Genomic DNA, 22,560 nt, shown 5'->3' with positions numbered 1-22,560 from the left:
GGACCGTATGACTCAGGCATCGCACCACATCGGAACCGGCACCGGCACCGCGGGGACCGACCAGCTTCTGGAGATGTACCGGCGGATGCGCCGCATCCGGCGCTTCGAGGAGCGGGCGTCCGACCTGTACAAGGCGACGGAGATCCCGGGCTTCCTGCATCTGTCGATCGGCCAGGAGGCGAGCGCCGTCGGCGCCTGCTGGCCGCTCGGCGCGCGCGACGGCATCACCTCCACCCACCGCGGCCACGGCCACGTCCTGGCCAAGGGCCTGGACTCGGCGTCGATGATGGCCGAGCTGATGGGCAAGGACGCGGGCACCTGCCACGGCCGCGGCGGCTCGATGCACATCGCGGACCCCGGCCTCGGGATCTACGGCGCGAACGGCATCGTCGGCGCGGGCCTCCCGATCGCCGCCGGGGTCGCCACCGCCGCGAAACTCCGGGCGGCCGGTGATGTGGTGGTGGCGTTCTTCGGCGACGGGGCGGTGGCCCAGGGCATGTTCCACGAGGCCGTGAACCTGGCCGCCGTATGGGATCTGCCGGTCGTCTTCCTCTGCGAGAACAACCACTACTCCGAGTTCTCCCCCGCCTCCGAGCAGCACCGTGCCCCGCTCTCCGCCCGCGCGGCCGGATACGGCATCGAGTACCAACACGTCGACGGCAACGACGTGTTGGCGGTGGCACAGACCATGACCGGGGTGGTCGCACGGCTGCGCGCGGGCGGCGGCCCGGTCCTCGTCGAGGCCGAGACCTACCGCTGGCACGGCCACTACGAAGGCGACCCCGAGCGCTACCGCCCCGCCGAGGAGGTCGCCGCCGCCAAGGAGCGCGACCCCCTGCTGATCGCCCGCCGACAGCTCGACACGGCGGCGGCCGACGCCGTGGACGAGGAGATCGACAAGGAGATAGAGGCGGCCATCGAGTGGGCGAGGAGCCTGCCGGAACCCGCCCCGGAGACCCTGCACGACTACGTCTCCGCGCCCCGGCTCGCCGTCGCCGAGCCCGCGCCCCTCCCGGCCGACGCCGAGATCTTCCGGTCCATGGACGCCGTACGGCTGGCTCTGGAGCACGAACTGACCGCCGATCCGAGCGTGTTCGTCGCCGGCATCGACGTCGGCGCGGGCGGCAACGTCTTCGGGCTGACCCGCGGACTCGCGCAGGCCTTCCCCGGCCGGGTGCGGGACACGCCGATCAGCGAGAGCGCCATCGTCGGTACGGCGGTGGGGGCGGCGATGGCCGGGATGAAGCCGGTGGTCGAGATCATGTACATGGACTTCATCGGCGTCTGCCTCGACATGCTTCTCAACCAGGCCGCCAAACTCCGCTTCATGACCGGCGGCCGGGCCTCCATGCCCCTGGTCGTCCGCACCCAGTTCGGCGCCGGCCGTTCCTCGGGCAGCCAGCACTCGCAGAGCCTGGAGGCGCTGCTCGCCCACATCCCCGGCCTGACGGTCGTGATGCCGTCCAACCCGGCTGACACATATGGCCTGTTGCGCGCCGCGATCCAGGACCCCAACCCGGTGGTCTTCGTCGAGAACCGCCTCCAGTACGGCCTCAAGGGCCCCAAGCCCCCGGCCGACCACCTGATCCCGCTCGGCAAGGCGAAGGTGATCCGCGAGGGCACCGACATCACGCTGGTGTCCTGGTCACGGATGGTCCAAGACGCCCTGGCGGCGGCGGAGTTGCTCGGGGGCGAGGGCATCAGCGTCGAGGTGATCGACCTGCGTACGATCGCCCCGCTGGACCGCGAGACCGTCCTCGCCTCCCTCGCCAAGACCAACCGTCTGGTCATCGCACACGAGGCGGTACGGGACTTCGGCGTCGGCGCGGAACTCTCCGCCATGGCCGTCGACGAGGGCTTCTGGCACCTGGACGCCCCGGTCACGCGCGTGGCCCCGCCGTCCGTCCCGGCACCGTACGCACCGTCGTTGGAGCGGGTCTGGCTGCCCTCGCGGGACACGATCGCGGACACGGTGCGGCGGATCGCGGCGGTCTGAACAGGACGTACGACGGGAAGGGCCCCCGGAACTCCGGGGGCCCTTCCCGTCGTGGCGACAGCCGTCACACAGTGGCGACCGGTGTCAGCGGACTGCCCTGTGTCCCCGGCAGGTTGAGCGGGGGCGCGGTGAGCAGGAAGCGGCTGCGGTCGTGCTCGCGGAGCCAGGCCGCCAGCTTCTCCAGGTACCACAACTCGCCCAGCGGAACGCCCAGTTTGAAGAGGCAGAGGTTGTGGATCGGGAGCAGCGAGTGCGGGGTGTTGTCCTCGGGGCCGACGCCCACGCCCTCGACGGCGTAGTTGTCCGAGACCAGCGCCGAGATCTGCGACTCGGCGATCCACTCCAGCAGCGCCGGGTCGAACGCGTCCAGGTAGGAGGCCGTGGTGTGGATCCCCACGGGGTCCGGGTTCTTGCCCCAGCCGAGGACCGCGGTGTCGAAGCCGGTGTGCAGGAGGAGCATGTCGCCGGGTTCGACGACGATGCTGTCCGCCGCCATGATCTCCTGAAGGGTCTTCAGGTTGACCGGCTGCCAGGTGTTGCCCAGGTGGTGGGCGAGGTCGACCAGGACGCCCCGGCCCTGGACCCCGTGCTCCGCCATGTGTTCCAGGCCCAGGTGGCGGGCGAAGCCGAGGGTGCCGCTGCCGTCGCCCTTGGCGTCCTCCTGCGGTCCGACGATGTCGGTGTCGGCGCGATAGCCGTTGTAGTAGACCGCCTCCTCGACGCCGTCACCGTCGGCGTCGAACTCCTGGCCCTGGTGGGCGAGCGCGTCCCACTGCGTCGAGTACTGGAGCCAGAGGGTCACCACGTCGTCGGACCAGACGTCCCTGAGGTGCGGCGAGAAGTGCTCCCGCGCCTTGATGTTGTAGAAGACGTCCTGCTTGTGTTCCAGGTCCTCGGTGGGCCGCAGGATCGGAGGGTAGCGCCGCTGGTTCAGCTCGCTCCCGCCCGGATAGTCGAGCGGCAGGCTCAGGCTGAAGCTGATCCCGTGCTCGACCTCACGGACCCCCTGGAGGACCTTCTCGGGGGTGAGCAGGTTGATCCGGCCCAGTTCGTCGTCCTCGCCCCAATCGCCCCACGTAGAGCCCGGCGGACGCTGCTTCCAACGCTTCGTCATGATCACGCCTCCTTCGGCGACAGTCCCCGTTGACCAGCCGCCCGCATGTTATTTGTGATTGTACCGATCGGTCAACGAATCCTGCGCAACCCCCTCCCTTTATCTTCGACCCATCAATAGACTGAGTGGTCGAAACACCCGACCTTGGAGCGAAGAATGAGCGAATCCACACAGGCGTGGGTCGTGGCGGGCGTACGGGCCGTGCTCGGCGCGCACACCCAGGCCCAGGACGCCGGCCGCACCGACGACCTCGTCGCGCTGTACACGCCCGACGCCGTCCTGGAGATCCCCGGCATGGACCCGGTCGAGGGGCGCGACGCGATCCACGCGGCCTTCAAGGGCTGGGAGCCGGTCCAGCCGCAGCTCCACCTGGTGACCAACACCGTCGTGACGTCCACGGGCGAGGACGAGGCCCGCGCGCTGAGCGACGTGGTCTTCCTCCAGCGCGGCGAGGCGGGCTGGGCGATCGGCGTGGTCGGGCACTACGACGACACCCTGCGCCGCCAGGACGGCACCTGGCTGCTGCACCGCAGGAAGACGACGTACCAGGCGTAACGGCCGTGCTCGGCAAGCCCGTTGACCTTTTCGACCTTGGAGTGAGATGACCACATCGATCGACGCGTCCGTCACGGCGGCCGTCCAGACCGCCATCGCGGCCTACGCCCAGGCCCTGGACGCCGGACGGGCCGACGAGATCGCCGCCCTGTACACCCCCGACGGCGTCGCCGAGATCGTCGGCATGGCCAAGTTCGAGGGCCGGGAGGCGATACGGCAGGGCTTCGGCGGCTTCGCGCCCCAGGCTCCGCAGTTGCACCTGATCGCCAACACCGTCGTCACCTCCGCCACCGAGGACGAGGCGACGGCCACCAGCAACCTGGCGTTCTTCGCGCGCGGTGAGGCAGGCTGGACGGTGCAGATGGTCGGGCGCTACGACGACGTCCTGCGCCGGCACGACGGCGCGTGGCTGTTCCAGCACCGGGTCACGACGTTCGCGGAGTAGACCGCGGCGGAGACCCGGACGCCCGCGCCGCCCACGTCCAGGGCGGCACGGGCGTCCGGGCGTTCAGGCGTCCGGGTTCTCGGCCTTGGAGAGGACGAAGGTCGGGAAGCCGTTCTGCTTCACGGTGTTGATCGCCTCCTGGAGCGCCCAGCGGCCCGTGGGGTTGAGCAGCTGCTTGACCGGCTTGCCGGGGATGTTGCCGCCATAGAAGTAGCTGCTCTCCAGGAAGGAGGACATCTTGCTGTTGTTCATGGCGTCCGTCCACTCCTCCTCGGCGGCCTCGGTCACCTCGATGACGTCGTAGCCGCTGTCCCGGGTGTGGACGATGGCTTCCGTGATGATCTCGACCTGGTCGCCGGCATAGCGCGGGTTGTTGCCGGTCGCGCCGTGCGGGCCGCCGGGGAAGAAGAAGTTGGGGAAGCCGGCCGTCGCGACACCGAGGTAGGTGCGCGGGCCGTCCGCCCAGTACTCCTTCAGCAGGAGTCCCTGACGGCCCTGCACACCGAGCCTGTTGAGGGCGCCCGTGCCGAAGTCGTAGCCGGTGGCCCAGATGATGATGTCGAACTCCTCGACACCGTCGGCGGTTTCGATGCCGTCCTCGGTGATGCGGGTGATCGGCGTCGTGTTGATGTCGACGAGGGAGACGTTCGGCTTGTTGTACGTCTCGTAGTAGCCGGTGCCGAAGGGGGGCCGACGGCCGCCGTAGCCATGCCCCTTGGGGATCAACTTGTCGGCGGTCTCGGGGTCCTTGACGATGCTGCGGATCTTGTCGGCCATGAACGCGCACCACTCCGCGTTGACGGTCTCGTTCGACAGCATGTCCATGTAGTGCTCGGTCAGCTTGGTGAAGCCTGGACCGTTCCACCGCTCCTCGTAGAACGCCTGGCGGTCCTCGGGGCTGTCGTCGAGGCCGGACCGCATGACGATCTGGTGCAGGAAGCCGCTCGGCGAGGTGTTCAGCGTGTCGCGGATGGACTCGAAGTCGGCCTTGAGCTCGGCCTGTTCCTCGGGGGTGATCGGCCCGTTGTTGAGCGGCGTGAGCCAGTCGGCGTCCTTCTGATACACCGTCAACTGCGCCACGTCGTCGGCGATCGCGGAGATGATCTGCACCCCGCTGGAGCCGGTGCCGATCTGGGCGACCCGCTTGCCGGTGAAGTCGACGGGCGTCTTCGGCCAGCGCGAGGTGTGGTGCTGCTCGCCGCGGAAGTCCTCGCGGCCGGGGATGTTCGGGATGAAGGGCACCGAGAGGTTGCCGGTGGCGGCGACGACGTAGCGGGCCCTGACCTCGGTGCCGTCGCTGCTCCGGACGGTCCAGGTGCCGGAGGGCTCGTCGAAGACGGCGGAGGTGACCTTGACGCCGGTGCGGATGTCGCGCCGCAGGTCGAAGCGGTCCACGACGTGGTTGAAGTAGCGCTCGATCTCGGGCTGGCCCGCGAACCGCTCCGACCACTCCCACTCCTCCCACAGCTCCTTGGAGAAGAGGTAGCCGTAGGTGTAGCTCTCGGAGTCGAAGCGCGCCTCGGGGTAGCGGTTCCAGTACCAGACGCCGCCCACACCGGTGCCCGCTTCCAGGAGCCGCACCGAGAAGCCCGCCTCGCGGGCGGTGTACAGCTGGTAGATGCCGGTGACGCCGGCCCCGATGACGAGGACGTCGACCCGGTCCTGGACCGCCGGCTTCGAAGATTCGCTCATTTGCGCTCCATGGTGACTGGGGCTGCGGCTCCCACATGAGCCTGGTTTGATAGTTCGACCAGTCGGTCGAATATTCAGACCGAGAGTAGATGAGGGGCTTGGCCCGATCAATGGCGATGACGGAGAGAGCTTGGACCAGCCATATCCGCGACAGGCATTGATTGTACCGACCGTTTGATCTAACTTTCGTTTGGGACGAATGCAATCCGCATGCACCGGGAGTCGCGCATGAGCGCCGAAGACGTCAAGGAAACCACCGACCTGCGCGTCGCGGGGCTGAAAGCCCTTCGTGCCGCACTGCCCGGGGTGGTGCCCGCGGAGGGCGAACTCGACATGCGGGACGGCAAGTTCGGCGAGGATCTCGTCGAGATCGGCCTGTCCACCGTGTGGGGCGCGCTGTGGGGCCGCGAGGGGCTCGCCCCGCGCGACCGCAGCCTCGTCACCCTCGGCATCCTGATCGCGCTCGGCGCCGAGACCGAGCTGAAGACCCATGTCCGGGTCGCCCTGACCAACGGGGTGACCAGGGACGAGCTGGCCGAGGTCATCTACCACTCCGCCGGGTACACCGGCTTCCCCAAGGCCGTGGCGGCCCGCACCGCGGCCCGCGAGGCCCTGGGCGAATAGCCGGACGAACCACCGGTGCCCGTTCTCCGGCACCGCGCACGAGCGCAAGGGAGCGCACATGTCACTGCAGGGAAAGGTCGCCGTCGTCACCGGCGGCGGCCGCGGCATCGGCCAGGCGATCGCGAAGGTGCTCGCGGCCAGGGGAGCCGCGGTCGCGGTGTGGGACCTCAACACCGAGGGCGCCGAGAAGACCGCGGCGGCCATCCAGGAGGCGGGCGGTACGGCGATCGCCGTCTCCGGCGACGCGGCCGAGGCGGGCGCGGTGGCGGCCGCCGCGGCCCGCACCCGCGAGGACCTCGGTCCGGTCACGATCCTCGTCAACAATGCGGGCATCACCGCCTACGAGCCGTTCACCAGCATCTCCGAGGCGTCCTGGGACCGCATGATCGCGATCAACCTCAAGGGCCCCTTCCTGGTCACCCAGGAGATCGTGCCCGACATGCTCGCGGCGGGCTGGGGCCGGATCGTCAACATCTCCTCGTCCTCAGCGCAGACCGGCGCACCCGCCATGGCCCACTACGCGTCCTCCAAGGGCGGTGTCATCGGCCTCACCCGCGCCCTGGCGATCGAGTACATCGAGAAGGGCATCACGGTCAACCACGTGCCGCCCGGCTTCATCGACACCCCGCTGGTCCGCCAGGGCCCCGTCGACGTGGAGGCGGCCGCCGCCACCATGCCGATGAAGCGCGCCGGCCAGCCGGAGGACGTCGCCTACGCGGTGGCCTACCTCGCCTCCGAGGAAGCGTCCTACGTCACCGGCCAGACCCTCAGCACCAACGGCGGACGCTACCTCGTGTGAGCACCCGCACAGAACATCGCGACGACGCTGCAACGGAGCAGACAATGAGCATCGAGGACGACACCGGGGCCATGGCCCACGTGCTGGTGGTGGGCGCCTCCGCGTCCGGGCTGACCACGGTGGAGGCCCTGCGCCGCAAGGGGTACACCGGCCGGATCACGGTGCTCGGAGCCGAGCCGCACGCCCCGTACGACCGTCCGCCGCTCTCCAAGCAGATCCTCTCCGGCGCCTGGGAACCCGGCCGGGCCGCGCTGCGCACCGAGGAGCTGCTGAGCGGCCTGGACACCGAGTTCGGGTACGGCGATCCGGCGGTCGGTCTCGACACCGCGACCCGGACCGTACGCACCGGGTCCGGGCGCGAGCTGAGCGCCGACGCGATCGTGATCGCCACCGGCGTACGGCCCCGAGTGCTGCCCGGACAGGGCGAGTTGACCGGTGTGCATGTGCTGCGCACCCTCGACGACGCGCTCGCCCTGCGCACCGATCTGCTCTCCGGGTCACGCCTGGTGGTCGTCGGCGAAGGGGTCCTCGGCTCCGAAATCGCCGCCACCGCACGGACGTTGGGCCTGGACGTCACCCTGGCGGGACCGCTCACCGGACCGCTGGCCCTTCAGGTCGGCCCGCTGGTGTCGGGACTGCTGGCGGAACTGCACACCGAACGGGGCGTGCGGCTCCGGCTCGGGAACGGTGTCACGGGGTTCACCAGTGCCCAAGGCCGCGTCTCCGGCGTCGAGTTGAGCACCGGCGAGGTGCTGCCCGCCGATGTGGTCGTGGTCGCGATCGGGGCGAGTCCGGCGACGGAGTGGCTGGCCGGCAGCGGGCTCGAACTCGACAACGGCGTGGTGTGCGACTCGCGTTGCCGGGCCGCGCCCGGGATCTACGCCGTCGGTGACGTGGCCCGCTGGCACCACGAGCAGCTCGGCAGGCTGATCCGGCTGGAGAACCGGACGAACGCCACCGAGCAGGCCATGGCGGTCGCCGGCGCGATCCTGGGCGAGGACCGGCCCTACGAACCGGTGCCGTACTTCTGGACCGACCAGTTCGACGCCAAGCTCCAGGTGCACGGCTTCCTGCCGGCCGATGCCGAAGTGGACGTCGTGGACGGCGAGTTGGCGGCCCGCCGGTTCGTCGCCCGCTACCGCAGCGGCGGCCGGGTGACCGGGATCCTCGGCTGGAACATGCCCAAGCAGGCCAGGCAGCGCCGTCAGGAGATCGTCGACGCCGTCCCCTCCCCCGCTCCCGCCCTCTGAACGATCAGGAGAGTTGCCATGAAGGTTGTCGTCGACGAGGACAAGTGCGTCGCCGCCGGGCAGTGCGTCGCCGCCGCGATGGACGTGTTCGACCAGCGCGACGAGGACGGCATCGTCGTCCTGCTGGACGAGAACCCCCCGGCCGAACTGGCCGACGACGTACGGAACGCGGCGGCGGTGTGCCCCGCGCTGGCGATCCGTATCGAGGAATAGCCCAGCCGCACTCCCCACCCCCACCCTCATCTGGAGGAACCACCATGTCCGAGGCCGAGACGGAACTCGCCGCCCCTGACGCGGAGCTCTTCGACTACCCCGGCGCTCGGGACCGCAGCTGCCCGTTCGCCCCGCCGGCCGGGCTGCGCGCCCTGAACGAGACGGCGCCCGTGTCCCGGGGCCGGATCTGGGACGGCAGCACCCCCTGGCTGGTGACCGGGCATGCCGCGCAGCGCGTGATCCTTTCCGACCCGCGGGTCAGCTCGAACGACAAGCAGGCCGGGTTCCCGCACCCGAACCAGGCCATGGCGGAGAACTCCCCCCACCACCCGCTGACCATCTTCAACGCCGACGGCGCCGACCACACGCGGATCCGCCGCATGATGACGGCTCCGTTCACGCGCAACCGGATGGAGAAACTGCGGCCGGAGATCCAGCGGTTCACCGACGAGCTGATCGACAAGATGCTCGCGGGCCCGAAACCGGTCGACCTGGTGGAGGCGCTCGCGCTGCCGCTGCCCTCGCTGATGATCTGCGCGCTGCTCGGAGTGCCGTACGAGGACCACGAGTTCTTCCAGGAGCACGCCTCGCTGGCGACCCGCAGCGACAAGACCGCCGAGCAGGACCGGGCGGCCATGGAAGCGCTGGGCGGTTATCTGGCCGGGCTGCTGCAGAAGCGGATGGAGGAGCCGAGCGACGACGTCATCTCGGACTTCGCCGGGCGGATCAAGGCGGGCGAAGTCACCCTGCCCGAGGCCGTCATGCTCTGCATGATCCTGCTGATCGCCGGTCACGAGACCAGCGCCAGCATGATCACCCTGGGCACCGCCCTGCTCCTGCAGAACCCGGAGCAACTCGCCCTGCTGCGAGGGACGGACGACCCGAAGGTCGTCGCGAACGCGGTCGAGGAGATCCTGCGCTATCTGACGATCCCGGCGCTCGGCCAGCGGCGGATCGCCGCCGAGGACATCGAGATCGAGGGCATCACCATCAAGGCCGGCGAAGGCATCATCGCCGCGCTGCCCGCCGGCAACTGGGACCCGGCCGCCTTCCCCGAGCCGGAGAAGTTCGACATCACCCGCGAGGCCCGCCACCACCACGCCTTCGCCTGGGGCATCCACCAGTGCCTCGGCCAGCAGCTCGCCCGCATCGAACTGCAGGTCGTCTACGGCACGTTGTACCGCCGCGTCCCGACCCTGCGCCTCGCGGTCGGCTTCGACGAGCTCAGGTTCCGCAGGGACGACGCGCTCGCCTACGGCATTCACGAGCTGCCGGTCACCTGGTAGCGAAACGCTTTCACCCGCACACAACTGGAGTCACCCATGAGCGAGTTCGGCTTCGAAGGACGCGTCGCCGTCGTCACCGGCGCGGGCCGTGGCCTCGGCCGCGCCTACGCCCGTCTGCTGGCGGAGCGCGGCGCGAAGGTCGTCGTCAACGACCTGGGCGGGTCGATGGAGGGCGAGGGCTCCGACGCCGGCCCCGCGCAGAAGGTCGTCGACGGGATCGTCGCGGCGGGCGGTGAGGCGGTGGCCGACACCCACGACGTGTCCACGACCGCGGGCGGCGAGGCCATCATCGGCACCGCGATCGAGAACTTCGGCCGGATCGACGTCCTCGTCAACAACGCCGGGATCATCCGCTACGCGGGCCTGCCGGAGATCGAACTCGACAACCTGGAACGGCACTTGGCCGTCCACCTCCTCGGTTCCTTCAACACGATGCGGGCCGCCTGGCCGCACTTCGTGGAGCAGGGCTACGGCCGGGTCGTCCTCACCACCTCCAGCGGCATGTTCGGCATGGACAACAACCTGTCCTACGCCGCCGCGAAGGCCGGCACGGTCGGCATGGCGCGCAGCGCGAAGCTGGCGGGCGAGCCGCACAACATCAAGGTCAACCTGATCGCGCCGGCCGCGATGACCCGGATGGGCGGCGGCCCCGAGGAGGAGCCCGCCGAGGCCGCGGAGGGCATGCCGTACATGCCCTCGTCGGCGGTGGCGCCGATGGTGGCCTACCTCGCGCACGAGAGCGTCCCGGTGAGCGGGGAGATCTACACGGCCGGTGCGGGCCGGTTCGCACGGGTCTTCCTGGCCTCGACGGAGGGGTACGCGCACGAAGGGGGCGCGGCCTCCGTCGAGGACGTCGCGAAGAACTGGGACGCGATCAACGACGAGAAGGGGTACTACGTACCCGCGGACCTGATGGCGTGGTCCGGGTCGTTCCTCAAGCACCAGTTCGGTTAGGACGGGCAGGGGGAGGCGGTGAGCTGCCCCGCCTCCCCCTGTCGCCTCAGGATCAGGCTGTCGAGCGGCCCGCGATGTGCCATTTCGACGGCAGCTCGATGCGGGCGCCGTCGGGCCTGAACTCGGTGGTGATCAGGGGGAGTTCACCGCTCGCGAGGATGGTGAGGCCGGCCGCGCGGAGGAGTTCGGGCACCTCGCCGTCGGCCACCTCGCCGGGGGCGATGCCGTGGCGGAGGATCGGGGCGAGCTTCGCGGGCGGCCCCTCCGGGTCCTGGGCCAGGCCGCCGATGATCGGGCGGGCGGCCTCGGCGAGTTCGACGAGGAAGACATGGCCGCGCTCCCCGAGGAGCGTGGCGATCCCCTCCACCAGCGCCTGCCGGTCCTCGGGGTCGACCTGGTGCAGCACGCCCCTCATATAGACGTTGGCGTCGCCGAGTTCGGCGTGCAGCGTCTCGACCTCTGTCTTGTCGGTCGCGTCCAGCAGCCGGTAGGTCGCCTGCCCCGCCGGGTCGGCGCGCCGGGCGTGGTCGATGGCGGCCACGGACAGATCGGCGCCCACGACGTGGTTGAACCGGTCGGCGAGGAAACGGGTCTGCGTGCCGTTGCCGCAGCCGAGGTCGATCATCTGGAGGCCCGGGTCCCGCAACTTCGGCTCGAACAGGGCCAGATGGAGTCCTACTGTCTGTGTCGGCGACGCGTCCCAGAAGACCGCCCCCTGTTCCTCGGGCGCCTCGCGCCAGAAACCTTCCCACGCGTCCCGGTACCGACTGGTCACGCTCATGCCCAACTCCCCAGGATGCAAGGCCGTTCCGCCGTAAGTGACGGGCCAGTACGGTTTATCGCGCCCGGGTCCCGCTCACAAGCACACGGCGCATTCCTTCACCGCTCATTCGACACGTGTACGCCGATGTGCGCCCCGCGCGCCCCCTCGGCCACCTGCGCTTCAGCGGCGCGGCGGGGCTCAGCGGCGGGGCAGGGTGAGTTCGAACCACACGGTCTTGCCGGCGGTGGTACGGCTGGCGCCCCACTCGCGGGCCAGTGTGCCGACCACGTGCAGTCCGCGCCCGAACTCGTCGCCGGGGCCCGCGCTGAGCAGGGTCGGCAGGGTGGGGTCGTCGTCGTCCACCTCGCACAGCAGGGTGTCGCCGCGCACCAGGCGCAGTTCGATCCGGCGGCCGTGGGAGTGCCGTACGGCGTTGGTGACCAGCTCGTCGGCCAACAGGGCGGCGGTGTCGGCGAGTTTGGCGAGGCCCCACTCGTGGAGCTGTTCGCGGACCACCGCGCGGGCCCGGGCGGCCTCGGACGGGTCGAGGGCGAGCCGCCATTCGGCGACGTCGTCCGGCTCGATGCCGTTCAGGCGGGCCATCAGGAGGGCGACGTCGTCCTTGCGTCCGCCACGGGTGTTGAGGGAGCGGATGATCGTGTCGCAGGCGTCGTCCATGGACGCGGCCGGATGCGCGGCCGACTCGCTCAGGGTCGCGAGTCCTACGCCGATGTCCTCGCCGCGCACCTCGACCAGACCGTCCGTGCACATCACCAGCCGGTCGCCGGGGTCCACGCGCACGCGGACCGCCTCGAAGGGCACCCCGCCGACGCCGATGGGCGCGCCCGTGGGCAGGTCGAGGAGCTCGCTGCGGCCGTCCCGGGCCCGCACGATCACCGGCGGGATGTGGCCCGCGTTGCCGATGTGGAGTTCGCCCGCGATCGGGTCGTAGACGACGTACAGGCAGGTCGCGAGGTAGTTGTCGCCGAGGCGCTGCGCCAAGTCGTCGAGGTTGCGCAGGAGTTGGGCGGGTGGCAGGTCCATGGCGGCCATGGTCTGCACGGCGGTGCGCAACTGGCCCATCATGGCGGCCGAGTTGAGGCCGTGGCCCATGACGTCGCCGACGACGAGCGCGGTGCGGGCGCCGGGCAGTTTCACCGAGTCGAACCAGTCGCCGCCGACGCGTCCCAGCAGCGTGCCGGGCAGATAGCGGGTGGCGATGTCGCAGCCCGCCATGCGTGCCGGGATGTGCGGCAGCATGCTGTCCTGGAGGGTCTCGGCGACGGACTCCTGGTAGGTGTACATGCGCGCGTTGTCGAGTACGAGGCCTGCGCGGGCGGCGAGTTCGGCGCCGGTGACGCGGTCCATGTCGTTGAACTCGACGCGCTCCGGGTGGCGCAGCAGGATCATGAAGCCGAGGACCACATTGCGTGCCTTGAGCGGGACGACCAGCATCGAGCGGCCGGTGATCAGCGGCCGGATGTCGCGCTTCTCGAACTGCGAGGCGATCATGTGCCCCATCTGCTCGCTGATGCGCGGCACGAGGACGGGGTCGCCGGTGGTCATGCACTGGAAGAACGGGGTGTGCGCCGGGAACGGCATGGCCTCGCCGACCGGTACGACGTCGTCCCAGCGGCCGGGTTCGTCGGTGTGCTCCAGGGCGACTCGGTGCCACATGGTGGTGGTGTCCGGCACGCCGTCCGGGAACCCCTCGCCCGCGACGACCTGTTCACGGAGGTAGGTGCCAGCGACATCGGTGAACTTGGGTACCACGGCCTTGCTGACCTCGACGATGGTCTGCGCGAGGTCGAGTGAGGTGCCGATACGGCCGCTGACCTCGTTGAGGAACTCCAACCGCTCGCGTACGGCGGCGTATTCGAGGTCCTCGCCCTCGTCCGCGACCTCCTGCGGCACCGGGAGTCCTTCGGCAACCGCCGCGGCGGCCCGCTCGCGGCGCGCCTTGCGCTCGGCGCGGCGGGCGACGCCCCAGTCGGGGGTCACGGGCACCCGCTCGTTCTGGCTGAACTCCAGGACGGGGTAGCCCAGTTCGAGGACCTGGGCGACGATGCGGGCGCTCTCGTCGACGCTCATGCTGGGCAGGATCTCGGGGAGCCTGCGGGCGAGTTCGTCGGCGCCGGGGAAGTCGGTGTGGTGGGCGAAGGCGGGTGCTATGCGCTCGAAGGCGCCGTCCGCCTCGGGGATGTCCTGGCGCATGCCGTCCGCGTCGGCGGCGAGCACGAGCAGCCGCTCCCGGCCGGGGCCGACCAGCGGGTAGGCCCACCACAGGACGTCCACTCGGTCCCGCTCGGGCACGGTGAGCCGGGCGCGTCCGGCGGCCGGGTAGGACAGCTGTCCGTCGAGGGATGACTCCAGGTCGGGGCCGAGTCCGTCGTAGGACGCGAACGCGCCGTAGGGACTGGTCTCTTCCTCGTCGGGCAGGGCGCCGGAGACGGGGAGCAGGTCGACCGCCGTCTGGCCGATCGCCTCTTCCTTGGTGGTGCCGAAGAGCCGCCGGGCGCCTCGGCTCCAGTGCGAGACGAGTCCGTCGCGGTCGATGAGAATCACAGCCAGCGGGATACGGCCCGCCTCGGCGTGTTCGCTCACCACGTCGTCCCCGGCTCCGCGGCCGGGAGGCGCCTCCCGCTCGGTGCCACGGTCCATGGCCCAGGCCCTCTCTCCCCACGGCTCCGCAAGATCTGTGCCGCCACCCACCACGCTACGGGGACGGCCGGTGGCGATGTGCGGCATTCCTGGAATTGGTTCCACCCAATCCGCACCGGCGTGCGCCTGCGCGCCCTGTGAGGCAGGGGATCAGTCCTCGTGGCCGAGTTGCAGATCGCGCTCGGTGCGTCCCCCGCCCGCCACTTGGAGCACGGTGGCCACGGGCGGATACCCGGCGGCGATCACCGTGTACTCGCCGGAGGACAGATCGACGAACCGGAAGGTGCCGTCGGGGCCGGTGGTGAGGGTGTCGACGACGTTGCCCGCCGCGTCGAGGAGCGTCACGCGCGCGTCCTCGACGGGCTTCCCGCCGCTCGCCCGGACGGTGCCGCGCAGGAGTGCGCCGCCGGCGAGTTCGACGTCCTGCCGGGTCTCGCGGGAGGCCTGCACGCTGACGGGGAGCGCGGCCGGCCGGAACGCGGGCGCGCTGGCCGCGAGGGTGTACTCGCCGGCCACCAACTCGCTGATCACATAGCCGCCTTCGCGCCCGCTGCGGGTACTGGCCACCACCTCGCCGTGCACATTGGTGAGCGTCACGGCGGCCTCCCGCACCGGGGTTCCGTCCGCGGTCAGCACACTCCCGGCGAGGCGTCCGGCGCCGCCGAGGACGACGTCGAGTTCGACGGGCCGCTCCCCCACGGTCACGGACACCGCCTGCGGCTGGTGCCCGCCGGCCGCCGCGATCAGGACGTACGACCCGGAGCCGGGCGTCGACAGCGCGTACCGGCCGTCCGCGCCGCTGGCGCCGCGCCCGATCTGCTGCCCGGAGACGTCGATGAGGGTGAGCGCGGCCCGGGGCACGACGGTCCCGTCGGGGTGCTGCACCTTGCCGCAGACGGGGATTCCGGCGGCGTATCCCGAACGTGCCTGTGGGATCGGGGAGTTGAAGGGTGCTGCCTCGGACGTCTCGGCGGGGGCGTTGTGGGACACCAGTGGTTTCTCCTTGAGGAAGAAGGCGATGAGCAGGCCGAGGGCGAGCACCGGCACCAGGTAGAGGAAGATCCGGGGCATCGCGTCGGCGTAGGCCCGGATGTAGCTGTCGCGCAGCGCCGGGGGCAGCGCGTGGACGAGCTGCGGGGTGATGGACTCGGGGTCGGGGAGACCCGCACCCGCGCGCGTGGGGAGGCGTTCGCGCAGCGCGTCGGTGAGCCGGTCGGCGAACAGGGTGCCGAAGATCGCGGCGCCGACGCTGCCGCCGATCTGCCGGAAGTAGTTGTTGGCGCTGGTGGCGGTGCCCAGGTCGGCGGGCCGTACGGAGTTCTGCACGGCGAGGACGAGGACGGGCATCACCAGGCCGATGCCGGCGCCGAGGACGGCCATCCAGACGCTGTACTGCAGCCGGGAGGTGTCGACTTCGAGCCGGGACAGCAGCCACATGCCGAGGGTGGCGAGGGCGCTGCCGAGGATCGGGTAGATCTTGTACCGGCCGGTGTGGCTGATGAGTTGGCCCGAGATGATCGACGCGCCGACGATGCCGCCCATCATGGGCAGCATCAGCAGTCCGGACTCGGTGGCGCTCGCCCCGTCGACCATCTGGAGGAAGGTCGGCAGATAGCTGGCGGCGCCGAACAGCGCGACCCCGATCACCAGGCCCACCAGGGCGGTGACGTTGAAGACGGCGTCCCTGAACAGCCGTAGCGGGATGAGGGGTTCGGGCGCGAAGCGCTCGGCGACGAGGAAGAGGATCGCGGCGGCCACGGCTCCCGCGCCGAGCCCGAGGATGACGCGCGAGCCCCAGGCGTACTCGGTCCCGCCCCAACTGGTCAGCAGCACAAGACACGTCGAGGCGGCAGCCAGCAACAAGGCGCCGAGGATGTCGAGTCGGGGCCTGGCGGTGGGCTTCGGCAGTTTCAGTACGACGGTCACGACGGCCAGGGTCACCACGCCGAAGGGCACGTTGACGTAGAAGCACCACCTCCATGAGAGGTGGTCGGTGAAGTAGCCGCCGAGCAACGGGCCCGCCACCGAGGCGAGTCCGAAGGTGGCGCCGATGAGGCCCATGAAGCGGCCGCGCTGCCGGGGCGGCACGATGTCCGCGATGATCGCCTGCACGCCGATCATGAGTCCGCCCGCGCCGATGCCCTGGACCGCGCGGAACGCGATGAGTTGGTCCATGGACTGGGCGCGGCCCGCGAGCGCGGAGCCGATCACGAAGACGGCGATCGCGAACTGGAACACGCTCTTGCGGCCGAGGAGGTCGCCTAGTTTGCCGTAGACCGGGAGGCCGACCGTGGAGGTGAGGAGGTAGGCGGTGATCGCCCAGGACATCTTCTCCAGGCCGTGCAGTTCGCCGACGATCTTCGGGAGCGCGGTGGCGACGATCATCTGGTCGAGCGCGGCGAGGAGCAGCGCGAGCATCAGGCCGAGGAAGACCAACCGCACGCGGCTCGGGCTGAGTTCGGCCTTCTCGACGGGTGCGGGGGCCGGGGTCCCCGGGGGCGCCGGGGGCCGTTCGTCCTGCACCAGAGTCGTCCCGCCCACGTACCGCTCCCCTCGTCGCGCCTGCCGCACAATTCCCGCTTTGGGCGACAACTGTGAGCAAGCGTGACGAGTTACGGCGTACGCCCGGCTCGAACGGAGATCCACCCGAACCGGTGAGGGAAGCCGTCAGGACGTCAACGCGCCCTGGGGGCTTGGCCCTTGAGGCCTACTTCTCCACCTCGGTGGCGAGCTTGTCGAGCACCAGGTCGTAGATGCGGCCGAGGCCCTTGGGGGCGAAGGTGCGCTCGAAGAAGCCGCCGATGCCGGTGGCGCCGTTCCAGGTGCTGGTCACGACGACGCGGGACTTGCCCTCGCCGGCCGGGGTGACCCGCCAGGTGGTGACCATGGTGGAGTTGCGGTCCTTCTCGACCAGTTCACCGTCGGTCGGCTCGCTGACCTCCAGGAGGCAGTCGCGGACGCGCTTGCTGGTGGCCTGGAGCTTCCAGTGGACGAGGGTGCCCTCGCCGTCGCCGCCCTCGCGCACCTCGTACTCGCTGAACTGCTCGGGCAGCAGGTTCGCGCGCGTGCCGGTGTAGTCGGCGAGGGCGTCGAACACCTTCTCCGCGTCGGCTGCGACGACCCGCTCGGTGGTGGCCTCGACCTGCGCCATTTCGTTCCTCCAGGACTTGCGTTCTCGGGGTCGGGGCAAGCCAACCACCCTCGCACTCGGTCACCCAAATCGGGGTGCCCCAGGGCGTCGGAAGCGATCAGGAGTGATGCGGAAGTTCACTTGCACAGCAATTCGAACAAGTGTTTCACTCTGGGGGCAGGACTACCGAGGAGGCGTCATGCGCTGGGAAAACCTCACAGTGGAGTCCGACGGCCACAGCCGGACGGCCGACGTCGCGCTGTTCGGCGCGGACGCGGTGACCACCCGAACCTTCGACACGCCCGAGTTCCGCGGGATCACCTTCCACGAGGTGCGGGCCCGCTCGATCATCAACCGGGTGCCCGGGGCGTCCCGTATGCCCTTCGAGTGGACGGTCAACCCGTACCGGGGCTGCTCGCACGCGTGCGTGTACTGCTTCGCCCGCAAGACCCACAGCTATCTGGACCTCGACACCGGCCTCGGCTTCGACTCGCAGATCGTGGTCAAGGTGAACGCGCCGGACCTGCTGCGCCGCCAGCTGGGCTCACGGCGCTGGCTCGGCGAGCACATCGCGATGGGCACGAACGTCGACTGCTACCAGCGCGCGGAGGGCCGCTACCGGCTGATGCCGGGCATCCTGAGCGCCCTGCGCGACCACGCGAACCCCTTCTCGATCCTGACGAAGGGCACCCTGATCCTGCGCGACCTGGACCTCCTGGTGCAGGCCTCCGAGGTCACCGACGTCGGCATCTCCGTCTCGGTCGGCTTCACCGACCCCGCGCTGTGGCGCACGGTGGAACCCGGCACACCCTCCCCGGAGCGGCGCCTGGACGCCGTACGGACACTCACCGAGCACGGCATCGACGTCGGCGTCCTGATGGCCCCGGTGATCCCCTTCCTGAGCGACCACCCGGCCCAACTGCGCGCCACCGTAAGGGCGATAGCCGCCTCCGGGGCCACCTCGGTGACTCCCCTGGTGCTGCATCTGCGGCCCGGCGCCCGCGAGTGGTTCATGGCCTGGCTCGGCCGGCACCACCCGCATCTGGTGCGCCGCTACGAACGGCTGTACGCGGAGGGCGCGTACGCCCCGAAGTGGTACCAGCGCCGGATCACCCGTCAGGTCCACGACCTGGCACAGGAGTACGGCATCGGCCCCGCCCGCGCGGGAATGCCGCGCCGGATTCCCGAGCCGGCGGAGCCGGCCGACGAGCCGGTGAGCGGGCCGACGCAGCTCTCGCTGATCTGAAGGCGCTTCTCCATGAGCTGATCCGAGGGCGTTCGAGCGCATCCGGCGGCCCAATTGGGTCAAGTATCGGCTGAACAGGTTCTTCGGCCCCGGCTTTTCGGGACTATGCGGCGAGGACCGGCCGCGAGAACCGCGGTCGGCTGCCTCTCCGTCCTGGGAGGACTCATGAGAAAACGCGCAGCCGTACTGTGCGGTGCAGCCGTCGTCGTGGCCGGGACGGTCACCGCTCTCCCCGCAGACGCGAGCACCGCGCACCCCGCGGCCACCGTCCAGGCCGCGAAGCCCACCTGGAAAACCTGCGCCACCACCAACTATCCGACGCTCCAGTGCGCGAGCGTCAAGGTGCCGCTCGACCACGCGAACCCGCACGGCACGCGGATCACGCTCGCCCTGTCCCGGGTCCCGCACACCGCGAAGACGTACCAGGGCCCGCTGCTGGTCAACCCCGGAGGCCCCGGCGGCAGCGGCCTGACCCTCGCGGGCTTCGTGGCCTCCTCGCTGCCCAAGGCGGTGGCGTCCCAGTACGACGTCATCGGCTTCGACCCGCGCGGCGTCGGCAAGAGCACCCCCGCCCTCGACTGCAAGCCCGGTTACTTCAACCCGGTGCGCCCCGACTCCGTGCCGAGCACCCCGGCGCTGGAAAAGGCCAACCTCACGCGCGTGAAGTCCTTCGCCGCCGCCTGCGGCAAGAAGTACGCGAGCGTGCTGCCGTACATCAACACGGTCAGCGCCGTGCAGGACATGGACTCGATCCGCGCGGCACTCGGCGCCAAGAAGATCAACTACTTCGGTTACTCGTACGGCACCTACCTGGGCGCCGTGTACGCCAAGCTCTACCCGGAGCGCGTGCGCCGCCTGGTCCTGGACTCCATCGTCGACCCCACGGGCGTCTGGTACGACGACAACCTCGGGCAGGACTACGCCTTCAACGACCGCCAGCAGGCGCTCATGGCGTGGATCGCGAAGTACGACTCGACGTACAAGCTCGGCACCGACCCGGCCAGGATCGAGGCCAAGTGGTACGCGATGCGGAAGGCGCTGGCCAAGAAGCCGGCGGGCGGGAAGGTGGGCGCCTCCGAGCTGGAGGACACCTTCATGCCCGGCGGGTACTACAACGGCTACTGGCCCTATCTCGCCGAGGCGTTCGCGGCGTACGTGAACGACAAGAACGCAGATCCGCTGGTCGAGGCGTACGACAACTTCGCCGCGATCGACGCCTCCGGGGACAACGGGTACAGCGTGTACACGTCGGTGCAGTGCCGTGACGCGTCCTGGCCGCGCGACTGGAACCAGTGGCGCAAGGACAACTGGGCGGTCTACGAGAAGGCGCCGTTCATGGCCTGGAACAACGCCTGGTACAACGCGCCGTGCGCGTACTGGCCGACGAAGTCCGAGCAGCCGGTCAACATCGCCAACGGCAAGCTGCCGCCGGTGTTGCTCTTCCAGGCGACGAACGACGCGGCGACCCCGTACGAGGGCGGCGCGACGGTCCACCAGCTGCTGGCCGACTCCAGTTTCGTGGTCGAGCAGGGCGGCGGGAACCACGGCATCACGCTGAGCGGGAACGCCTGCCTGGACAAGTACCTGGCGACCTATCTGAGCAACGGCAAGGTGCCGCGCAGCGGCGGCGAGGTCGACGCGGTGTGCCAGAAGACGCCCGACCCGAAACCGCTGACCACGGCGAAGTCGGCGACGAGCACGGCACACGGTTCGACGCTGCACGGGTTGCTGGGCTTCCGCGGCTGAGCCCGGTCCGAGAGTCGGTCGACCGATCCCGCAGGGGCGGGAATCCTCGTTGTCAGACCCATGGTCCACCATGGACGCATGAGTGAGCTGACGAGGATTCCCGCCCCCGACGGCGTCGCCCCCGCCGCGGCCTACACACACGTCGTCATGGGCACCGGCCGCTTCGTCGCCATCTCCGGCCAGCTCGCACTGGACGAGGACGGAAAGCTCGTCGGCGAGGGCGACGCGTCTGCTCAGGCCCGCCAGATCTTCGAGAACCTCCGCCGCTGCCTCGCCGCCGCGGGCGCCGGCTTCGACGACGTGGTCAAACTGACCTACTTCATCACGGACATGGCCCACATGCCGGCCGTCCGCGCGGCCCGCGCCGCCCACATACCCGACGACCGGCTCCCCGCCGCATCGGCCGTGCAGGTCGCCGCGCTGGTGCGACCGGAGTTCCTGATGGAGATCGAGGCGTTCGCCGTGATCGGCGAATAAGGCGAATAATCAGGGGCCGACCGGCAGCCGAGTCCCTAGGGTGCCGCCATGGACGACGCCGCCGAGCCCCTCCGGATCCGCCCCATGGTCCTCGCCGACTGCGACCGGGTCTCCGAGATCCGCGTCCTCGGCTGGCAGTTCGCGTACCGGGGCCTCATGCCGCAGGCCTTCCTCGACGCCCTCAGCGCGAAGGACGACGCCGAGCGCCGCCGGGCGCGCCTCGCGCAGGGGGACGGCAGTGTCGTGAACCTGGTTGCCGAGCGGGGCGAGGAGATCGTCGGCTGGGCTGCGCTCGGCCCCTACCGGGACGGCGAAGTCCGCACCGGGGAAGCCGAGTTGTACGCGATCTACCTCGACCCGCGGCACCTGAACACCGGCGTCGGCCGGCCCCTGATGCAGGAGGCGCTACGGCGGTGCGCGGCCCTCGGTCACGACCGCGTGTATCTCTGGGTGGTCCGGGGCAACGCCCGCGCCCGTCGCTTCTACGAGCGGGCGGGCTTCCGTGCGGACGGGGCGGAGGAGCCGTACGAGGTGGACGGGGTGCTGGTGCCGGAGATCCGGTACGTCAGGGAGCTGACGCGCTGAGGCGGTGACGGGTGGGGCTCACCGCTGGCGTGGAATCCGCCCCAGCGCGTGCACCGCAGCCTCCGCCAGTGCCGGGTGGGCGAGGGCGTCGTTCAGGACCTGTCTGGCGCGGGGGTCGCCCAGTTCGCCGAGGCCCTGTACGCAGGCGAGGGCCACCCGGCGGTACGGGTCGTGGGGGCGGAGGCGGCGCTCCAGGGTGGTGATGAGGGCGGGGACGGACTCAGGAGCGTGGAGGTCGGCCAGGAGCCGGACGGGGTGGAGTGCGTAGGCGACGCGGAGTTCGTTGGTGGCGAGGGCGGCCGCCGCGCGGGCGGTGCGGGGGTCGTCGAGGCGGGCCAGGGCGTATGCGGCGGAGGCGCAGCGCGGTGGGTCGCGGTGGTTGAGGAACAGGACGAGGGACTCGAAGGCCCGCCGGTCGCCCGCGAGGCCCAGCCGGAACGCGGCGAACTCCCGGGCCCAGAGCGGTTGTCCGACGGCCGTGAGCACCTCCGCCAGTTCGTCGAGGTCGTCGGTCGACACAAGCCGCTCGTACGGCGCCGCTCCTCCCGACTCCTGCCGTAAGCGCTCCGTGAGTGATCGCAACTCTTCGTCCATGAAACCGAGCCTATGGGGGTCGCGGGACAGACGGGACCTACATCACAAACTCCGGGGACTGGCGCGCTCGTTACCCACCGGTTAAGCTCAGACGAGCGAGTTACCCACTCGCGTATCTCCTTGCCGTGGCCTGGTGACGCAGCCGCGGTTGGGGGCACCTCCCACGCCCTTAAGGCACTGGGGGAGCAGTCGGTTCGGTACCTCGTGTGCCGCAGTACGACACGGCTTGGGACAGGGCCGGTCGGAACTCTCAACTCGCCGGGCGTGTGCGCTCGTTGCCCGGCCCCACCCGCACTCCTTCTCGCGCGCCGTGCGCCCCCCCCCCGGCCGGGCCCGCCCCCCGGGCGGCTCCCGGGGGACACCCGGGGGGTGGGACGCCCCCCCGCGCGCGCAGACCCACCCCCCGTGGGTATTTTTGAGACACACAGAG

20 protein-coding genes are annotated in these 22,560 nt (G+C 70.3%); 13 read left to right on the top strand and 7 right to left on the bottom strand.

Features of this window, described 5'->3' with window-relative positions; translation table 11 throughout:
- Positions 1-7: 7 nt before the first annotated feature.
- On the top strand, positions 8-1,996 hold the full coding sequence (locus ACFXC1_RS47595) for an alpha-ketoacid dehydrogenase subunit alpha/beta (RefSeq protein WP_381255667.1): 1,989 nt from the start codon (positions 8-10) through the stop codon (positions 1,994-1,996).
- 64 nt (positions 1,997-2,060) lie between these two features.
- Here ACFXC1_RS47595 and ACFXC1_RS47590 read toward each other — a convergent pair whose 3' ends face one another.
- Entirely contained in the window at positions 2,061-3,110 is a 1,050-nt protein-coding gene (locus ACFXC1_RS47590) for a cyclase family protein (RefSeq protein ID WP_381255664.1), read from the bottom strand.
- A gap of 156 nt (positions 3,111-3,266) precedes the next feature.
- Between ACFXC1_RS47590 and ACFXC1_RS47585 the strand changes: the two genes are divergently transcribed.
- Together ACFXC1_RS47585 and ACFXC1_RS47580 are read left to right on the top strand one after the other, a co-directional pair.
- Positions 3,267-3,665 carry a nuclear transport factor 2 family protein gene (locus ACFXC1_RS47585; RefSeq protein WP_381255661.1) on the top strand — a complete coding sequence of 133 codons (399 nt, stop codon included), beginning with the start codon at positions 3,267-3,269 and terminating at the stop codon, positions 3,663-3,665.
- A gap of 46 nt (positions 3,666-3,711) precedes the next feature.
- The gene (locus tag ACFXC1_RS47580) at positions 3,712-4,110 is read left to right on the top strand and encodes a nuclear transport factor 2 family protein (RefSeq protein WP_019071317.1); all 399 of its coding nucleotides are present in this window, start codon (positions 3,712-3,714) and stop codon (positions 4,108-4,110) included.
- 63 nt (positions 4,111-4,173) lie between these two features.
- Here ACFXC1_RS47580 and ACFXC1_RS47575 read toward each other — a convergent pair whose 3' ends face one another.
- On the bottom strand, positions 4,174-5,802 hold the full coding sequence (locus ACFXC1_RS47575; protein WP_381255658.1) for a flavin-containing monooxygenase: 1,629 nt from the start codon (positions 5,800-5,802) through the stop codon (positions 4,174-4,176).
- A gap of 228 nt (positions 5,803-6,030) precedes the next feature.
- Here ACFXC1_RS47575 and ACFXC1_RS47570 point away from each other — a divergent pair, with 228 nt between their 5' ends.
- Genes ACFXC1_RS47570 through ACFXC1_RS47545 form a run of 6 tightly spaced genes read left to right on the top strand, consistent with a single transcriptional unit; the run spans position 6,031 to position 10,928 of the window.
- The gene (locus ACFXC1_RS47570) at positions 6,031-6,426 is read left to right on the top strand and encodes a carboxymuconolactone decarboxylase family protein (protein ID WP_019071315.1); all 396 of its coding nucleotides are present in this window, start codon (positions 6,031-6,033) and stop codon (positions 6,424-6,426) included.
- A gap of 58 nt (positions 6,427-6,484) precedes the next feature.
- Positions 6,485-7,225: an SDR family NAD(P)-dependent oxidoreductase gene (locus ACFXC1_RS47565; RefSeq protein WP_381255655.1), complete on the top strand. Its 741-nt coding sequence runs from the start codon at positions 6,485-6,487 to the stop codon at positions 7,223-7,225.
- 44 nt (positions 7,226-7,269) lie between these two features.
- Positions 7,270-8,475: an NAD(P)/FAD-dependent oxidoreductase gene (locus tag ACFXC1_RS47560; protein WP_381255652.1), complete on the top strand. Its 1,206-nt coding sequence runs from the start codon at positions 7,270-7,272 to the stop codon at positions 8,473-8,475.
- An 18-nt stretch (positions 8,476-8,493) separates the two neighbouring features.
- Positions 8,494-8,688, top strand: a complete 195-nt coding sequence (locus ACFXC1_RS47555; RefSeq protein ID WP_019071312.1) for a ferredoxin — start codon at positions 8,494-8,496, stop codon at positions 8,686-8,688.
- A 44-nt stretch (positions 8,689-8,732) separates the two neighbouring features.
- Positions 8,733-9,974: a cytochrome P450 gene (locus ACFXC1_RS47550; protein WP_381255650.1), complete on the top strand. Its 1,242-nt coding sequence runs from the start codon at positions 8,733-8,735 to the stop codon at positions 9,972-9,974.
- Between the two features lie 36 nt (positions 9,975-10,010).
- Complete coding sequence (locus ACFXC1_RS47545) at positions 10,011-10,928, top strand: SDR family NAD(P)-dependent oxidoreductase (protein WP_381255647.1); 918 nt, start codon at positions 10,011-10,013, stop codon at positions 10,926-10,928.
- Between the two features lie 52 nt (positions 10,929-10,980).
- On the opposite strand, the gene ACFXC1_RS47540 is transcribed toward ACFXC1_RS47545, so the two are convergent.
- The 4 genes from ACFXC1_RS47540 to ACFXC1_RS47525 all read right to left on the bottom strand — a co-directional run bounded on the left by ACFXC1_RS47540 (position 10,981) and on the right by ACFXC1_RS47525 (position 17,503).
- Positions 10,981-11,709: a class I SAM-dependent methyltransferase gene (locus tag ACFXC1_RS47540; RefSeq protein ID WP_381255644.1), complete on the bottom strand. Its 729-nt coding sequence runs from the start codon at positions 11,707-11,709 to the stop codon at positions 10,981-10,983.
- Between the two features lie 180 nt (positions 11,710-11,889).
- Positions 11,890-14,352: an ATP-binding SpoIIE family protein phosphatase gene (locus ACFXC1_RS47535; RefSeq protein WP_381255641.1), complete on the bottom strand. Its 2,463-nt coding sequence runs from the start codon at positions 14,350-14,352 to the stop codon at positions 11,890-11,892.
- 150 nt (positions 14,353-14,502) lie between these two features.
- Complete coding sequence (locus ACFXC1_RS47530; protein WP_381255638.1) at positions 14,503-16,893, bottom strand: MFS transporter; 2,391 nt, start codon at positions 16,891-16,893, stop codon at positions 14,503-14,505.
- Between the two features lie 166 nt (positions 16,894-17,059).
- Positions 17,060-17,503 (bottom strand): SRPBCC family protein, encoded by a 444-nt coding sequence (locus ACFXC1_RS47525; RefSeq protein WP_200711535.1) that lies wholly within the window; start codon positions 17,501-17,503, stop codon positions 17,060-17,062.
- A 178-nt stretch (positions 17,504-17,681) separates the two neighbouring features.
- Here ACFXC1_RS47525 and ACFXC1_RS47520 point away from each other — a divergent pair, with 178 nt between their 5' ends.
- From ACFXC1_RS47520 to ACFXC1_RS47505, 4 genes are all read left to right on the top strand, one after another.
- Positions 17,682-18,728, top strand: coding sequence for an Rv2578c family radical SAM protein (locus tag ACFXC1_RS47520; RefSeq protein WP_381255635.1), 1,047 nt, complete (start codon positions 17,682-17,684; stop codon positions 18,726-18,728).
- A gap of 165 nt (positions 18,729-18,893) precedes the next feature.
- Positions 18,894-20,474, top strand: a complete 1,581-nt coding sequence (locus tag ACFXC1_RS47515; RefSeq protein WP_381255633.1) for an alpha/beta hydrolase — start codon at positions 18,894-18,896, stop codon at positions 20,472-20,474.
- Between the two features lie 78 nt (positions 20,475-20,552).
- A complete protein-coding gene (locus tag ACFXC1_RS47510; RefSeq protein WP_381255630.1) occupies positions 20,553-20,951 on the top strand; it encodes a RidA family protein in 399 nt (132 codons plus the stop codon).
- 48 nt (positions 20,952-20,999) lie between these two features.
- The gene (locus tag ACFXC1_RS47505) at positions 21,000-21,536 is read left to right on the top strand and encodes a GNAT family N-acetyltransferase (protein ID WP_381255627.1); all 537 of its coding nucleotides are present in this window, start codon (positions 21,000-21,002) and stop codon (positions 21,534-21,536) included.
- Between the two features lie 18 nt (positions 21,537-21,554).
- Here the strand turns inward: ACFXC1_RS47505 and ACFXC1_RS47500 are convergent, their stop codons facing one another.
- Positions 21,555-22,130: an adenylosuccinate lyase gene (locus tag ACFXC1_RS47500; RefSeq protein WP_381255624.1), complete on the bottom strand. Its 576-nt coding sequence runs from the start codon at positions 22,128-22,130 to the stop codon at positions 21,555-21,557.
- Between the last annotated feature and the right edge of the window lie 430 nt (positions 22,131-22,560).

The sequence above is a fragment of the Streptomyces hokutonensis genome, from assembly GCF_042751305.1.
Classification (GTDB): Bacteria; Actinomycetota; Actinomycetes; order Streptomycetales; family Streptomycetaceae; genus Streptomyces; species Streptomyces hokutonensis_A.
The sequence above is the reverse complement of the archived record's forward strand: the minus strand, read 5'-3'. Positions and strand labels throughout refer to the sequence as shown.